The sequence below is a fragment of the Ilyomonas limi genome (genome assembly GCF_005233845.1).
GTDB classification, from domain to species: domain Bacteria; phylum Bacteroidota; class Bacteroidia; order Chitinophagales; family Chitinophagaceae; genus Ilyomonas; species Ilyomonas limi.
In genome coordinates this window covers 101,387-116,068 of record NZ_SZQL01000007.1, presented here as the reverse complement: position 1 = coordinate 116,068, position 14,682 = coordinate 101,387, and the positions used below count along the sequence as shown (strand labels likewise).

The 14,682-nt window shown below is 42.1% G+C and carries 13 protein-coding genes; 8 read left to right on the top strand and 5 right to left on the bottom strand.

The window, feature by feature from the left end; genetic code table 11:
* The first annotated feature begins 49 nt into the window (after nt 1-49).
* The 6 genes from FC093_RS10565 (at nt 50) to FC093_RS10540 (ending at nt 6,989) form a co-directional block, all read left to right on the top strand.
* Nucleotides 50-1,201 carry a putative sugar nucleotidyl transferase gene (locus tag FC093_RS10565; RefSeq protein ID WP_137261743.1) on the top strand — a complete coding sequence of 384 codons (1,152 nt, stop codon included), beginning with the start codon at nt 50-52 and terminating at the stop codon, nt 1,199-1,201.
* Between the two features lie 12 nt (nt 1,202-1,213).
* Nucleotides 1,214-1,978, top strand: a complete 765-nt coding sequence (gene tpiA, locus FC093_RS10560) for a triose-phosphate isomerase (RefSeq protein ID WP_137261742.1) — start codon at nt 1,214-1,216, stop codon at nt 1,976-1,978.
* A gap of 289 nt (nt 1,979-2,267) precedes the next feature.
* A complete protein-coding gene (locus tag FC093_RS10555) occupies nt 2,268-2,915 on the top strand; it encodes an ABC transporter ATP-binding protein (RefSeq protein WP_137261741.1) in 648 nt (215 codons plus the stop codon).
* A 6-nt stretch (nt 2,916-2,921) separates the two neighbouring features.
* Nucleotides 2,922-4,103 carry an ABC transporter permease family protein gene (locus tag FC093_RS10550; protein ID WP_137261740.1) on the top strand — a complete coding sequence of 394 codons (1,182 nt, stop codon included), beginning with the start codon at nt 2,922-2,924 and terminating at the stop codon, nt 4,101-4,103.
* Nucleotides 4,104-4,277: 174 nt separating this feature from the next.
* Entirely contained in the window at nt 4,278-5,645 is a 1,368-nt protein-coding gene (locus FC093_RS10545) for an ATP-binding protein (RefSeq protein WP_137261739.1), read from the top strand.
* Nucleotides 5,646-5,738: 93 nt separating this feature from the next.
* Nucleotides 5,739-6,989, top strand: a complete 1,251-nt coding sequence (locus FC093_RS10540) for a tetratricopeptide repeat protein (protein WP_137261738.1) — start codon at nt 5,739-5,741, stop codon at nt 6,987-6,989.
* Here the strand turns inward: FC093_RS10540 and FC093_RS10535 are convergent.
* Nucleotides 6,960-7,283: a hypothetical protein gene (locus FC093_RS10535; RefSeq protein ID WP_137261737.1), complete on the bottom strand. Its 324-nt coding sequence runs from the start codon at nt 7,281-7,283 to the stop codon at nt 6,960-6,962. The genes FC093_RS10540 and FC093_RS10535 overlap by 30 nt on opposite strands.
* Before the next feature lie 60 nt (nt 7,284-7,343).
* Nucleotides 7,344-7,520 carry a hypothetical protein gene (locus FC093_RS23755; protein WP_170971053.1) on the bottom strand — a complete coding sequence of 59 codons (177 nt, stop codon included), beginning with the start codon at nt 7,518-7,520 and terminating at the stop codon, nt 7,344-7,346.
* A 245-nt stretch (nt 7,521-7,765) separates the two neighbouring features.
* Here FC093_RS23755 and FC093_RS10530 point away from each other — a divergent pair, with 245 nt between their 5' ends.
* Complete coding sequence (locus tag FC093_RS10530) at nt 7,766-8,800, top strand: T9SS type A sorting domain-containing protein (RefSeq protein WP_137261736.1); 1,035 nt, start codon at nt 7,766-7,768, stop codon at nt 8,798-8,800.
* A gap of 55 nt (nt 8,801-8,855) precedes the next feature.
* Here the strand turns inward: FC093_RS10530 and FC093_RS10525 are convergent, their stop codons facing one another.
* Nucleotides 8,856-9,638 (bottom strand): copper homeostasis protein CutC, encoded by a 783-nt coding sequence (locus FC093_RS10525; RefSeq protein WP_137261735.1) that lies wholly within the window; start codon nt 9,636-9,638, stop codon nt 8,856-8,858.
* Nucleotides 9,639-9,703: 65 nt separating this feature from the next.
* Nucleotides 9,704-10,714, bottom strand: a complete 1,011-nt coding sequence (locus FC093_RS10520; RefSeq protein WP_137261734.1) for an isoaspartyl peptidase/L-asparaginase family protein — start codon at nt 10,712-10,714, stop codon at nt 9,704-9,706.
* A gap of 50 nt (nt 10,715-10,764) precedes the next feature.
* Between FC093_RS10520 and FC093_RS10515 the strand changes: the two genes are divergently transcribed.
* Nucleotides 10,765-11,913 (top strand): aminotransferase class I/II-fold pyridoxal phosphate-dependent enzyme, encoded by a 1,149-nt coding sequence (locus tag FC093_RS10515; protein ID WP_137261733.1) that lies wholly within the window; start codon nt 10,765-10,767, stop codon nt 11,911-11,913.
* 187 nt (nt 11,914-12,100) lie between these two features.
* Here the strand turns inward: FC093_RS10515 and FC093_RS10510 are convergent, their stop codons facing one another.
* Entirely contained in the window at nt 12,101-14,650 is a 2,550-nt protein-coding gene (locus tag FC093_RS10510; RefSeq protein ID WP_137261732.1) for a helix-turn-helix domain-containing protein, read from the bottom strand.
* Nucleotides 14,651-14,682 lie beyond the last annotated feature (32 nt).

The following is a 14,682-nucleotide window of genomic DNA, read 5'->3' as shown; positions in this document are numbered from 1 at the left end:
ATAATTAATTTTTACACCAACCTGCCAAATCCATTACATTTACCCCAACATGGCTATTGTTTTATTTGATACGGAGAGGCGGAGCGGTTTATATCCGCTTACTTACACACGTGCAGTAGCAGATATGCGCACAGGCATTTGCACTATACAGGATCGCTGGCGGTATTTATTAAATGAAGAAGTGTACGTAGAAACAGCGCTTTACCTACAAGCCCTATACACCAAAGTGCCAGCAGGTATTCACACATTTATTGATGCGCAGGTGATGCCTTCTGATGATTTGATAAACAGCATTAAAAATTTGCAGCAAGGTGAAGTATTGGAAGATGAAGCCGGTGTTGTTGCCTGCAAGGCGGCAGGCGAGAGTCTGCGGCAGGCAATGGATAATGGCGCCATGATTTTCACGGCTGTGGATAAAGTGCAACGGCTACAGTATGCGCATCAAATGATACAATGGAATAAGCATTTTATTGAGTACGACTTTAAATTATTAACTCAAAACAAAACTTCTCAATCGTTATCTTCTACTAACCATATTATTCATCCCGAAAATGTTTTTGCAGAAGAAGGAGCCAATGTGGAATATGCTATTATTAATGCAAAAGATGGTCCGGTGTATATTGGCAAAAATGCAGTAATAATGGAGGGCTGCATGATAAGAGGTGCATTAGCATTGTGCGAAAAAGCAATATTAAAAATGGGCACTAAAATTTATGGTGCTACAACTATCGGCACACATTGCGTGGCAGGCGGCGAGATAAAAAACTCCATTGTGCAATCTTTTAGCAATAAGGGTCACGATGGTTATCTGGGCGACTCTGTAGTAGGGCAGTGGTGCAATTTAGGCGCGGGCAGCAGCAACAGCAATGTGAAAAATACCGCCGGTGATATTTTGTTGTGGAATGACTACGCACAGACATACGTGAATGCCGGTAATAAATGCGGTGTAATTATGGGCGATTACAGCCGCGTTGCCATTAATACAGCTATCAATACAGGCAGTGTATATGGTGTGTGTTGCAATGTGCTTGGTGAAGGCTTGTTACCTAAAACTTTGTCCAATTTTAGCTGGGGTACAACCGGCGGAAAATATGATTTGCAAAAAGCTTATACACACATTAACCAATGGAAAAAAATGAAAGGTCAAATAGCAACGGATGTAGAAAAAGCCGTGCTGCAACATATCTTTGAAGCCTTTTAATACATATCAACTATGAGAAAACAAATAGCTGCCGCTAACTGGAAAATGAATTTAAGCTGGCAAAAAGGGGAAGCCCTGTTAGATGCTATTCTTGCTAAAGAGTATCAGCTTACAGCCAATCGTACCGCTGTATTTGCCGTGCCTTTTCCGTATCTACACCTCGCACAGCAAAAGCTGCAGGGTAAGCAAAATGTGTTTGTAGCTGCGCAAAATTGCAGCAACAAAAAGAGTGGTGCCTACACCGGTGAAGTATCGGCAGAAATGCTGCAAAGTCTGAGCATCCCTTATTGCATTATCGGGCACTCGGAGCGGCGTGAATATTTTAATGAAACTAACCAGCAGTTAGCCGAAAAAACAGACTTATTGCTGGAGTATAATATCATTCCCATTTTTTGTTGCGGCGAACCGTTGCAGATACGCGAAGCCAATACACAAAATGCGTATGTTGCCAAGCAACTGGAAGAATCGCTGTATCATTTAACGACCGAACAAGTGCAAAAAGTAGTTATTGCTTACGAACCCATCTGGGCTATTGGTACCGGCAAAACTGCCAGTAAGGAGCAGGCAGAAGAAATGCATGCTTTCATTCGCAGACAACTGGCGCAAAAATATGGACAAGAAGTAGCGGATTCCATTTCTATCTTATATGGCGGCAGCGTAAAAGCAAACAATGCCAAAGAGATTTTTGCTGAGCCTGATGTAGATGGCGGTTTAGTAGGTGGCGCATCCCTGATAGCCGATGAGTTTAGTGTAGTCATTGATAGTTTGAAACAATAGTTTTGAATCAAAAAATATGGAAAGCTGTTGAAGTATCAACAGCTTTTGTATTTGAGAACAAGCCACAGTACTACTATGAAGCTTTCGATGCGTTACTCACTGCAACACCTGTGTATGTTTGAGCAAGGGGCACAACCACATCATTGCTTCGCTACCCCTCGCAATAACAACAAACGCTGACAGGGTTTAAAACCTTGTCAGCATTTAAGCCTACTTTATCCAGCCCCGTCTCCTTTTAACAAATCTTCCCGCTCCCTCATTTATCCTAAACCACTACTTTAGCAACTTTATGCACATACAGTTACAGCAGGTAGTACCCATTCCACTAAGAGATAGGTTTGCGCAACGGCAATCCGATATCTGGAATGCCCATGTAACATTTGCCGAAGGCGAATGGATAAAAATAAAAGCGCCAAGCGGTACGGGCAAAACTACTCTGATACATATTCTTTACAAACTACGCAGTGATTATGAAGGCGCTGTGCTTTGGGGTAATGAAAACCTGAAGGGAATTCAACCTGCATCGCTTGCGCAGTTGCGGCAACAATCAGTAAGTATTATCTTTCAGGATTTGCGCTTGTTTGACCATCTCACTGCACGCGAAAACATAGAGTTGAACCGCGTGCTGCAACAGCCTTTTTATGAAAGCAACAAGATAGATGAAATGGCAGAGTTACTGAATGTACAATACATTCTTGACCAGCGCGCGGGCTTGTGCAGCTATGGCGAGCAGCAGCGCATTGCCATTATTCGCGCATTAGTACAGCCATTTACCTGGCTCCTGATGGATGAGCCTTTCAGCCATTTGGATAAAGCGAATACCGCAAGAGCAACTTCGTTGATTGCAGCAGAATGCGCCACAAGAAAAGCAGGGTTTATTTTGACTGATTTAGATGAAGACGACCATTTTAATTATTCCAAACATTTACAGTTATAATGTTGTATGCTGAATAATTTACTTAAAAAATTAATTAAGTCAGGCTCGGGCAGAATACGCTTTGTAATGGCGATTGCCGGCTTATCTATTGCATTGGCTTTGATACTTTCTGCCGTGCAGTTGCAGGCAAATTACGATGAACTGTTGCACAGCAAAACCAACCAGGATAGTATTGCCAATTTTCTCGTTATTAATAAACAAGTAACAGCTGCTAATACAGGCAGCACCACACTAAGCAATAAAGAAATTGATGACCTAAAACAACAACCTTTTGTAGAAGCGGTTGGCGTGCTTACACCCAGCCGTTTTAAAGTATCGGCGAGTGGCGGCCAACATATCCCTTTTTATACAGAATTGTTTTTTGAAAGTGTGCCAAACGACTTTTTGGATGTGCAAAGTAAAGACTGGAAATGGGACGATAACTCTCAGTTTATACCGATGATTGTGCCCAATACTTTTTTGGATATGTACAACTTTGGCTTTGCAACCTCGCAAGATTTACCACAGCTATCACAGCAGTTGGTAATGAGCCTGCCGATACAGGTAAACATTACCGGTCCGCAAGGCGTAGTGCAGTATTATGCAAGAGTGGTGGGCTTTAGCGACCGCATTACATCGGTATTGGTGCCGCAGCAGTTTATGGATTGGGCAAATGCTAAATTTGGTACTACACAACAGGCGCAACCTTCGCGCGTAGTTATCAGAACAAACGATCCTGGCAATCCGAGACTGGTCAGTTATTTAAAAGAGCATAGTTTAAGTACCGATGCGGATAAGACGCGGTTTAGCAAGTACCGGCAAGTGGTGAATATGGTGGTGAATGTTTCGGGTGTAATTGGCGCTGTAATGTTCTTGTTTGCACTGCTCATTTTTACTTTATTTATTCAGCTTACCATTGCTTCGAGCAAAGAGGACATTGCCTTATTAGTTACGTTAGGTGCAGCGCCAAAACAGTTGTATCAATTCTTAATGAAACAATTTTTCCCTGTCAATATATTGATTGTTGTAATCGTTTTACTCATTATTGCGGTACTGCAGTTTTTTGCAAAGCAATATTTATCAGGTCAGCATATTTTTATATCCGCTTATCCTTCGCTGTTTACTTTCATTGCAGCGTTTATAATATTGATTGTTTTATGGTTAGTGAACAGGATAACGATTAAAAAATACATTAGTGCAAATGCGTAAACTAATAGATGTAATGCCGGATGTACGCTTAAAATTAAAGGTGCGGCACCCAACATTAAAAATAATGCTTCTTCTAAAATATTGCTAAAGCGGCACAATTTTACAGCGTGGTACGTTTTTACATATAGTTTTACTATATAGCAAATATATTTGCTGCTTCAACAATTTTCTACCATGAGCGAAGCAATTGAGCAATTGAAAGAGGCGTTGGCTCTATCTCCCGATAATATTCCGCTGCGCCTGCACCTTGCAGAACTGATGATGAATAGCAATGATTTTGCAAATGCGGCAGAGCAATACAACGAAATATTGAAACGTAATTATGGCAATATAAAAGCCCGCAAAGGTTTAGCCAGCGTGTATTTCAGGCAAAAGAAATATTCTACGGCTATTGTAGTGTACGAGGCATTACTGAAAGAGAATGCATTGAACTGGGAAGATATGGTACAGTTTGTACGCTGCCTCATTAAAGAAGAATCGTATGGCGAAGCAGTGGACGTGTATAAAAAAGTATTACAGCAAAATCCTTCTTTTAAAGATGATGAGATAGATACGGTGCTGCGTATGCCTTCTGCCGGTGGCATGATGAATGAAGAAGAGGAGTTGAATAATTTATTCGGCAATGAAGAGGAGGATATTTTCGGAATACCACAGCAATCCAAACAGCAACAGTTCTTTATGGAAAAGCCCGACATGCGTTTTGAGAACGTGGGTGGCATGAAAGACGTAAAAAAGGAAATTGCTTTAAAAATTATTCAACCGCTGAAGAATCCCGATTTATTCAAGGCTTTTGGTAAAAAGGCAGGCGGCGGTATTTTGTTGTATGGTCCGCCAGGCTGCGGCAAAACTTATTTGGCAAGAGCCACTGCCGGCGAAATAGACGCTAAGTTTATCAACATTGGACTGCACGATATTCTGGACATGTGGATGGGCAACAGCGAAAAGAATTTACATGCCATTTTTGAACAGGCGCGCAACAATACGCCTTGTGTATTATTCTTTGATGAAGTAGATGCACTGGGTGCCAGCCGCAGCGATTTAAAGCAAAGCAGTATGCGCCATGTTATCAACCAGTTTTTGGCAGAAATGGACGGCGTGGAGCGCAAGAATGAGGGCGTACTGATATTGGCTGCCACTAATGCGCCGTGGAGTGTGGATAGCGCCTTTAGAAGACCGGGCAGATTTGACCGCGTGATATTTGTAGCGCCACCGGATGAAGAAGGCAGGGCAGAAGTTTTAAAACAACATTTATTAGGCAAGCCTGCCGATAATATAGATGTTCAGGCTATTGCCAGAGTAACACCAGCGTATTCAGGCGCCGATTTGAAAGCTATCGTTGACCTTGCAGTAGAAGATAAGCTGGAAGAAAGCTTGCTAAAAGGCAGCATTGAAAAAATAACCACCAAAGATTTGCTCAAAGCTGCCAAACAGCACAAAGCAACTACCAGCGAGTGGTTTAGTACCGCACGCAATTATGCACTGTATGCCAACGAAAGCGGCTTGTACGATGATATTTTGAAATATTTAAAGATTAAGAAATAAGTTCGCTAGTTCACAGATTTACGGGTTCACAAGTTTTTTGTCGGTGGCATTAAATTTAACTCGTGAAACCGTAAACTTGTAAACTAATAAAACATGTTTGCAGTAAACAATCATATACAACGGGCACGGCTGCTGTTGCAGCAAGGCAGACTGCGCGATGCGGAAAAAGAAATAGGTTTTGCGTTGCACGAAAACCCCGATGATGCAGAAGCCCTGTTGCTGCTGGCAGAGTGCAAGGTAGATGAAAAGCAATATGATGAAGCCATCCGTTTGCTGCACAACTGCATTGCGCTGGAGCCTGATTACCACCGCAACTATTATCTGCTGGCGTTTTGCCATTATCGCATGAATAACCGTGGCGAAGCGGTATCTTATATTCAAAAGGCCATTGCGCTATATCCTTATGCCTCGGCTTACTATGGCTTGTATGCTTATCTTATGCTGGATATGCGCTGGTATAGGGAAGCATTGGAAAAAGCGAATGAAGGCCTGGCAATTTATGCAGAAGACCTCACTTGTCTGAATGCCCGCACACAAGCTTTATTTCGCCTGAAAAATAATGAAGAAGCTTACGAAACGATCAGGGAAGCATTAGCCATTAATCCCGAAGACGATTTTACGCACACCAATGTAGGCTGGCATTATTTAGAAAAAGGCAAACATAAAACTTCGCGCCAGCATTTTCGCGAAGCGCTGCGCATCAATCCTAACAATGCACGCGCGAGACAGGGGTACAAAGAATCTTTGAAAGCAAAATTGTTGCCTTACAAATGGATGCTGATGTTTTCGCTGTGGCTGTCCTCCAAGTCGAAGCAAACACGTTGGATAACCGTCATTGCCATCTGGGCATCGGTACAGTTGCTTTCGCGCTTATCTACTGCCGGCGGAGCTGATGTGGTAGCTTATATTTTGATTGGCATATACCTGTTATTTGTTATTTTTTCGTGGGTAGGCGCTTCTATGGCAAATATGGTGTTACTCTTTAGCAGCGAAAGCAAATATGTGCTTACCAAAACAGAAAAGCAGGTTGCGGCAGTCATTGCTTCCCTCTTGTTTGTAGCTGCATTTACGGCTTTGCTGGGCGATTATATCCCAACGATTGCAGAGGATAATCAATACATGGCAGCGCTGGTGTTTCTTACACTTGTATTGCCCGTAAGCCGGTTTGAATACTTACACCTGGTGCGCCGCAAAAAGCTGGTATTAATTTATTCCATTGTGTTGATAGCTGTTGGTGTTATCAGCGCTGTTGGTTTACTGGCAGGCATCACTGGCATGATGGCGTTGATGACGGCTTACTTTATTGGACTGGCGTTATACACGTGGTGCTTTGCATTTTTGTAATTGCTGCAAAATCTTTTTGCCACGGCTTACAAAGGCAGCCGTTTCATTATCCATGCGCTCTTCAATTATCGTTTTTAGCTCCTGTTGTATATCGGGGTAATGCTTGCTGAGATTGTATAAAGTAGTCAGTGCAAAGGCTTTGATAGCTACTGGTGTTGCCGGTTTTTCAATAAAGTTGAAACAGGCATTCATTACTTCGCCATGCAATGCTTCCGGTATATTTATAAATTGTAATATGCGTACGCTGTTTCTCACAACTGCCGGATGCACATCTGTTCGTTGCAGTTGCTGCACAATATCTTTTAAATATGGCTGTATTAATGTCGGTTTTCTTTGCGCAGCATCGCTTATACTTCAGGCTGCATATTGTGCTATACGATATTCTTTATCTAAAAAGCATTGCATTAATTCTTTAAAATGTTCCGGTGATAAACAGGCATATGCGGTAAAAGCATTTGCCTGACTTTTGGTATATATTTTTTCCTGCAAAAGCGTTTCTCTGATATTCATTGGTTCTATTACGTTATACATTTAATACTGCTTTTAATACTGCTTTCAATGAGGTTGCCATGCATAAGCTGTGAGCAGAATACAATGCATGCTGCTAAAAGGAAATGGTGATAATATTAGTTTAATTAAATAGCATCCGCTGCTTTCTGCTTACGCAACTTATTTGTTTATAAAAATATAAAATTGCAGGCAGCGCGATAATACAGGCAGGTATCTATTGAAAAATAACTAACCAATTTTTTCAACGATTAAAATTAAACTTGTCTATGCAAAAAACACTACTGCTTTTTTGTTGCATGCTTGCTATGTTTATTGTTTTTAATGCCAGAGCTCAATGCAATCTCCAGCCGGTAATTGCACCGGACAATTTGATTCTTTGTCCCAATGCAACTGATTCGTTGCACACCACCGAGGAGTACGATACGTACCAGTGGTATAAGGATGGTAAAATGATTAAGGATGCCAACAGCCGCTATCTGAAGGTAAGCCAATATGAAGATGCCGGCTATTATTTTACGGTAGAAATTACTAAAAATGAATGCAAAGCTACTGCTGAAAAAGTACTGGTAGATGGCTGGGCATTTGCTTCGCCAACCATGATGTCCAATATTCCGCCAAGGTACATGGATTTTTATGGTACCAGTTATTATTGTGCAAAAGACTCGCTGACGTTCACTTTTATGCAGCCTTATACTACCAATGTGCAATGGTATAATAATTACGAGCCAATCAAAGGGGCTAATGAGCAATCGTATCATGTAACCGGCAACGGCTCTTACACCGTGTGCGGTTCACCTGAAGTTTGCCCTGATTTTACAGCCTGCCAGAATTTAGCAGTGGTGGTTGTTTTTGATTCGCTAAAGGCAACCGTTACACGCGAAGGCAATACCTTTATTGCCGGCAAGGCACAAAACTATCAATGGAGCCTCAATGGTCGTGATATTCCAGGCGCTACCGGGCAAAAATACACTGCTGAAAAGCGCGGTATTTACCGTGTGAAAGTATGGGATAAATATACTTGTTTTGATGTGTCAAGACCGGTTGTTTATTTAGGGTTAAACAAAGGAATGGTTACTGCTTCGCCCAACCCGGCAGCCAGTTTTATAAATGTGCATATAGAAGCAGAAGAGGCTGCGCAAATCATCATCAGCGATGTGTATGGAAGCCGGCGTTTGCAGGCACCTGTATCTTCGCTCAACCAGCGCATAGCTGTGGGGACATTAAATGCCGGCACTTATCTGTTGCAGGTGGTGGATAAAAACAATAACGTGGTGGCAACTACCAAATTCTTAAAACAGTAAGCAGATACAAGTACATGATGGACGTGCCCCGCTACTGATAAGCGGGGCTCTTTTATTAATTAGCAGATAAGTTCTGCAACGTCATTTTCATCTTTCTTATTTCCACTTCGTCCACACCTATCGTATCCAATGTTTCCTGCATATTTTTCTTTGTAAAAAGCATAGCAGAAGGTTGCATTTTTCTTGCGCTGGAATGTATTTCCACAGCACCTGTATCAGTAACAAGCTCCGCAATATTGTTGCTACGTACGCCACTGCCTGGCATAATGATAATGCGATTTTCAGCTTGCTCTATCAACTCCTTTATTAGTTCTTTTCCGTCATATGCATTGGGTACTTGTCCGCTGGTGAGTATTCGCTTACAACCACAATATATCGCCGACTCCAGGGCATGAAAGGGATTAACAGCCCTGTCGAAAGCACGGTGAAATGTTACCTGCATATTGCCTGCTGTTTTTACCAGTTGCTCGGTTCTTTTTATATCAACAGCGCCCATGTTGGTCAGTAAACCAAATACCACTCCTTCAAAACCCAGATCGTTGCACAGTTGCACATCATACAGCATTGTTTTATATTCTTCGTTGCTGTACAAAAAATCACCACCCCGCGGGCGGATGATAGGAAACACGGGAATATGCAGCAATTCTTTTATCCGCTTTAAAATACCATACGAGGGTGTAGTTCCGCCTTCTGCAGCATTGTCGCACAGTTCAATCCTGTCTGCACCGGCAGCGGAGGCTCTTATAGCAGAAGCAATATCAAAGCATGCAATTTCCAGGCGAAAACCGCCACCAGTGCCCCCATCCCCTAAAGGGGAGTAAATAAACTTTGATTTCATGTTATTATTCAAAATAAAAGTAATACAATAAATTTCTCAGGACTTTTCAAAGTCCCTTCAGGGATTTAGGGCATCAGATGTTTTGCATCAATTAACTCATTGTGATCATCGCCATAACACACGGCAAAGTTGAACCCGCTTTGAATGCAGTAACCACCGTATTCACCTTGTTTATTGATAGCTATAAAACCTACCTGCATATCTTTTACATTACCCTTATTGCGTTTTACAATACGCTCACAAGCTGCTTTACAGGCTGCTTCGGGTGATAATCCTTGGCGCATCAATTCCACAACCAGGTGTGTACCGCAGATCTTTATTACTTCTTCTCCAAGACCGGTGGAAGTGGCGGCACCTATTTCATTATCCACATACAAGCCGGCACCAATAATAGGCGAATCACCCACGCGGCCGTGCATTTTGAAAGCCATACCGCTGGTAGTGCAACTGCCGCTCAGATTGCCTGCCGCATCCATTGCTACCATGCCAATAGTGTCATGGTTCCAATTGCCGTTGCTTAGTTTATTGGGGGCGAATGCACCGCTGTTTTCAATGTTTACCTTTGGTTTATACTCCGATTTCTTCAGCCATTCTTCATACGCTTTTCTCGCGCTGTCCGATAATATTTGCGGTTCCATCGGAAAGCCTTGTGCTACCGCAAACTGTTGTGCGCCTTCGCCCACGAGCATTACATGGGGTGTGTTTTCCATTACTTTTCTGGCCACCGAAATAGGGTGTTTAATGCGTTCTATTGCTGCCACGCTGCCAGCATTACCTGTCTCATCCATAATGCAGGCGTCCAGCGTTACGTAGCCATCTCTGTCGGGATTGGCGCCCAGTCCTACACAACAATTAATAGAATTTTCGGTGACCATTACACCTTGTTCCACTGCATCTAAGGCACGACCGTTATTGCGAAGTACATTCCAGGCGGCTTTATTGGCATTGATGCCTTCCTTCCAGGTAGAAATCACAATTGGTTTTTTTACTGCATTGTTTTTCGCAAAAAGATTTTGTGTAAATAAAGTGCTTAAGCCCAATGAGGCAGTTTGTATAAAGCGGCGGCGTTGAAGCATGATGATAAATTTTGCCGAAAGGTAAAGAGAAACAGTAGTTTTGAGCGTTTATGAACTCACCGATTTCTTTAATAAATAAACTAGCTGAACGCAAAGCCCTGAATGCATATCGCCAGTTGCGTTTGCCACAGCCCGGAATGGTTGATTTTTGCTCTAATGATTATTTGGGAATAGTAAAAAATAACTTGTTGTCAATTGATAATAGTGAACTGTCAATAGTGAATAGTGAACATCTGAAGTCAAACGATCTGTCATCTGTCAACCATCAACGCTCATCTGGTTCCACCGGTTCGCGTTTGCTTGCCGGCAATTACGAATTGATTGAAACAACAGAACATACAATAGCCAGCTTTCACCATGCAGCAGCGGCGCTCATTTTTAATTCGGGTTATGATGCCAATATAGGTTTGTTATCATCGGTTCTGCAAAAAGGCGATACGGTTATTTACGACAGTTTATCACACGCCTCCATACGCGATGGCATCCGGCTTTCTTTTGCAAAGGCGTATGCTTTTTTGCATAATGATTTGAATGATTTGGAAAAGAAAATGCAGCATGCTACCGGAAATATTTTTGTAGTAACCGAATCGGTTTTTAGCATGGATGGTGATGTATGTCTATTGAACGAAATAGTAGTGTTATGCGAAAAATATGGGGCTTATGTAATAGTTGATGAAGCGCATGCAACTGGTGTAATTAGCAAAAGGGGCGAAGGGCTGGTGCAGCAATCAGGATTACAAAATAAAGTGTTTGCGCGGGTGCATACGTTTGGTAAAGCATGTGGTTGCCACGGGGCGGCTGTGCTGGGTTCTTTAGATTTGAAAAATTATCTTGTCAACTTTGCACGAAGCTTTATTTATTCTACCGCATTACCGGCACATACAGTGCAGTTTATCCAGAACAGTTATCATATTTTTCCTTCATTAACGAATGAAAGAAAACAATTGCAAATGCTGATAGAACAGTTTCAGCAAGCAACAATCAGTTACGAAAAATTAGTTTCTCATACACCTATACAAGTGGTGATTGTATCGGGTAACGAAGCTGTAAAAAACTTGGCTGATAAACTGCAACAATCAGGTTTGGATGTACGTCCAATTCTATATCCAACAGTGCCAAAGGGAAAAGAACGATTGCGGATAGTATTGCACGCATTTAATACGAATGAAGAAGTACAAAGATTGATAAACCTTTTATAGTAAAAAAGTTGTAAGTGAAGCCGCCATTGCGAGCGATGCGATCTGTGGATAGTAGTACAATCAAAATGCGCCTTTAAAAGGATAACGTATAGTTTAAGTGTAAAGACCAAAATAAGCCATCCATAATGATTTGCAGCTACGCACAGATCGCTTCAGTTCGCTCGCAATGAAGATATACTTCAAAACTTTACTGTTCATTATCACGCTCATCTTCGCTCTTACTCTCCTGAAACGCTTTCCAGGCAACAGCTAAACGTATATCGCCATAGCTCACGGCATTGCCTAACTGCTCTTTCAGCGGCTTTAAAGATTTACCATCATACGAACTCAATACAGGTTCTATTAATACCAATTTCTCACGCGATACCAATTCATCTACAGATATAAGCCCTTGCTGAATAAAATGGGCTAAATGTCCTTCTATTGTTTGTGTGGTCATATTGCGGAGTTTCGCAATCTCTTCTATGGTCTTATTTTGTTTGTATAAATTATAGCTTTCCTGTTTAGTGTTAATGGGGGGCGGTGTTGCTTCGATTGCAGCAGCAGTAGATGTTTCTTCTTTTACTTTTTTCTCTTTGCGTTCGCGTTTGGGCTTCTTTTCGGTAATGTTGGAAGTTAAACTATTGGCTTCGCAATAGGCATTGATGATCTCTAAAAAACGATCGCCAAACTGTTGTGTCTTTACTTTGCCAAAGCCGGTAATTTGTGTTAGCTCATGTACAGTTTGCGGCAGGTAACGCGCCATTTCATCCAACGTGGCTGAGCCGGCAATAAAGTAAATAGGTGCATCTAATTCGGAACAAATCTTATCCCGTAAACGCCTCAATTGTTTATACAATTCCGGGTGCGGACTGTCCACTCTTTTTGTTTGTGTACCGGCATACGCATTTACCGGCAAAGCTACCGGCACAAAGCTTTTTTTACCGGCATTATAGGCTTCAATGTTAAAGCCCGATTCGCAATAATTAAACAGGTGCAGCTTTAGTGATAAGTTGATGTATAACGATTTCATCTCAGTATTATAGGTAAGTGCTGTGAGTCTACTATCGGTAGTAGCAGGTGATTGACGCAACTGTTGCAGTAAAGACTGCAGCTTATCATCAAAATGCCGCATCGCTTTTACTATCCTTTGATCCAATGCTTCCTGCTGCGCATCAGTGCTTGCAGGATTATATTTTATCTGTAATAAAGTATCAAATTTTGCGGCAACTTCAGCTTGTTCTTTTATAGTAATAAGTATGTCTTCAAACCAAGGCTTTGTTTCTTCATTGAAAGAGGTTTTATGGTCATCAATCAGCTTCATTATTTTTTCTGCATGCTGCTGCAAAGCTGAAAAATTAAAGAGCTGTAATAACGCATCTTTCTGGTATGTATTTTTACTTTCTTTCAGGTCTTCAACCAAATGCTCTATAGATCTTTTTTGCTGTGCAAATTGTACAATGCGTTCGTCATTGCGTAAGCCGCTATTCGTTAGCTTACTTTTTAAAACAATACCTTGCAATGTTGTACAACGGCTCAATGCTACATACACTTGCCCGGCTGCAAAAGCAGCGCCTGCATCTATCACGGCTTTCTCAAAAGTAAGGCCCTGGCTTTTGTGTATGGTTATCGCCCAGGCCAGCCGCAAAGGCAACTGCTTAAAATAACCAATCACATCCTGGTGTACTTCTTCATTGTTAAGCGTATAACGAATATTGTCCCACCGTTCTGGTTTTACTTCTATTTCAGTTTGCTCCCCTTTGCATTGCACATACACAGCGTTATCTTCCAGCCTTGTTACAAGACCAATTTTTCCATTAAAATACCTTTTGTCCGGGTCGTTTTTAATAAACATTACCTGTGCACCTTCTTTTAATTGCAACAATGCATCGGCAGGATAACTTTTATCATTAAAATCGCCGTCAATGGTAGCCTGGTAGGTTTTGGAACCACCTTTCAGCCTGCTCATTTCTTCGGCATTGATAGCATCGGCTTTGTAGTTGTGCGTAGTGAGCACAATGTGTTTATCGTGCTGGTCTTGTTCAAACCATGGGTCAAAGCGGCTTTCCAGCAAATCGAAGCCTGCCTTATCCATAGCATTGTTGCGTACTTTGTTCAATACATCAATAAACTGCTGTTCGTTTTGGCGGTAAATTTTATCCAGTTCTATATACACCGGCGGTTGCTCACTTACCACACGGCTATCAAAAAAATAAGGGCTGCGGTAGTATGCCGATAAAATGTTCCACTCGCTATCGCCGGCTACCGGTGGCAACTGAAACATATCGCCAATATACAACATCTGCACGCCGCCAAAAGGCTCGTTGTGCCGGCTGCGGGCGCTGCGCAATACGGCATCTACCGCATCCAGCACATCGCACCGTACCATGCTTATTTCGTCTATGATTAATAACTCCAGCTTTTGCAGCATTTCGCGCCGCTCGCGGTTCATGCGGATGTGTCCCAGCAAACTGTGCCGGTCCATAACGTTGCTGTTGCGTTCAAAACCTTGAGGTGCAGGAATATATGGTGTAAATGGAATTTGAAATAAGGAGTGAATGGTAACGCCGCCGGCATTAATGGCTGCTACGCCGGTGGGCGCTACTACTGCCGTTTGCTTATTGGTGTTTTGGCGAATGTATTTTAAAAAAGTGGTTTTGCCGGTGCCCGCCTTGCCCGTTAAAAAAACGGAGCGATTGCTGTAATTGATAAAATCGGCTGCCAGCAAAAATAGGGTATTCTCTGCGTCGTGCGTCATAATGAACTCTCGTCAAAATGCGAAAGATAATT

Coding starts and splice junctions, on each gene's coding strand:
- FC093_RS10510 (WP_137261732.1), bottom strand. CDS start 14,650: ATGACGCACGACGCAGAGAATACCCTATTTTTGCTGGCAGCCGATTTT.
- FC093_RS10530 (WP_137261736.1), top strand. CDS start 7,766: ATGCAAAAAACACTACTGCTTTTTTGTTGCATGCTTGCTATGTTTATT.
- FC093_RS23755 (WP_170971053.1), bottom strand. CDS start 7,520: ATGTATAACGTAATAGAACCAATGAATATCAGAGAAACGCTTTTGCAG.
- FC093_RS10520 (WP_137261734.1), bottom strand. CDS start 10,714: ATGCTTCAACGCCGCCGCTTTATACAAACTGCCTCATTGGGCTTAAGC.
- FC093_RS10550 (WP_137261740.1), top strand. CDS start 2,922: ATGCTGAATAATTTACTTAAAAAATTAATTAAGTCAGGCTCGGGCAGA.
- FC093_RS10565 (WP_137261743.1), top strand. CDS start 50: ATGGCTATTGTTTTATTTGATACGGAGAGGCGGAGCGGTTTATATCCG.
- FC093_RS10525 (WP_137261735.1), bottom strand. CDS start 9,638: ATGAAATCAAAGTTTATTTACTCCCCTTTAGGGGATGGGGGCACTGGT.
- FC093_RS10545 (WP_137261739.1), top strand. CDS start 4,278: ATGAGCGAAGCAATTGAGCAATTGAAAGAGGCGTTGGCTCTATCTCCC.
- FC093_RS10555 (WP_137261741.1), top strand. CDS start 2,268: ATGCACATACAGTTACAGCAGGTAGTACCCATTCCACTAAGAGATAGG.
- FC093_RS10540 (WP_137261738.1), top strand. CDS start 5,739: ATGTTTGCAGTAAACAATCATATACAACGGGCACGGCTGCTGTTGCAG.
- tpiA (WP_137261742.1), top strand. CDS start 1,214: ATGAGAAAACAAATAGCTGCCGCTAACTGGAAAATGAATTTAAGCTGG.
- FC093_RS10515 (WP_137261733.1), top strand. CDS start 10,765: ATGAACTCACCGATTTCTTTAATAAATAAACTAGCTGAACGCAAAGCC.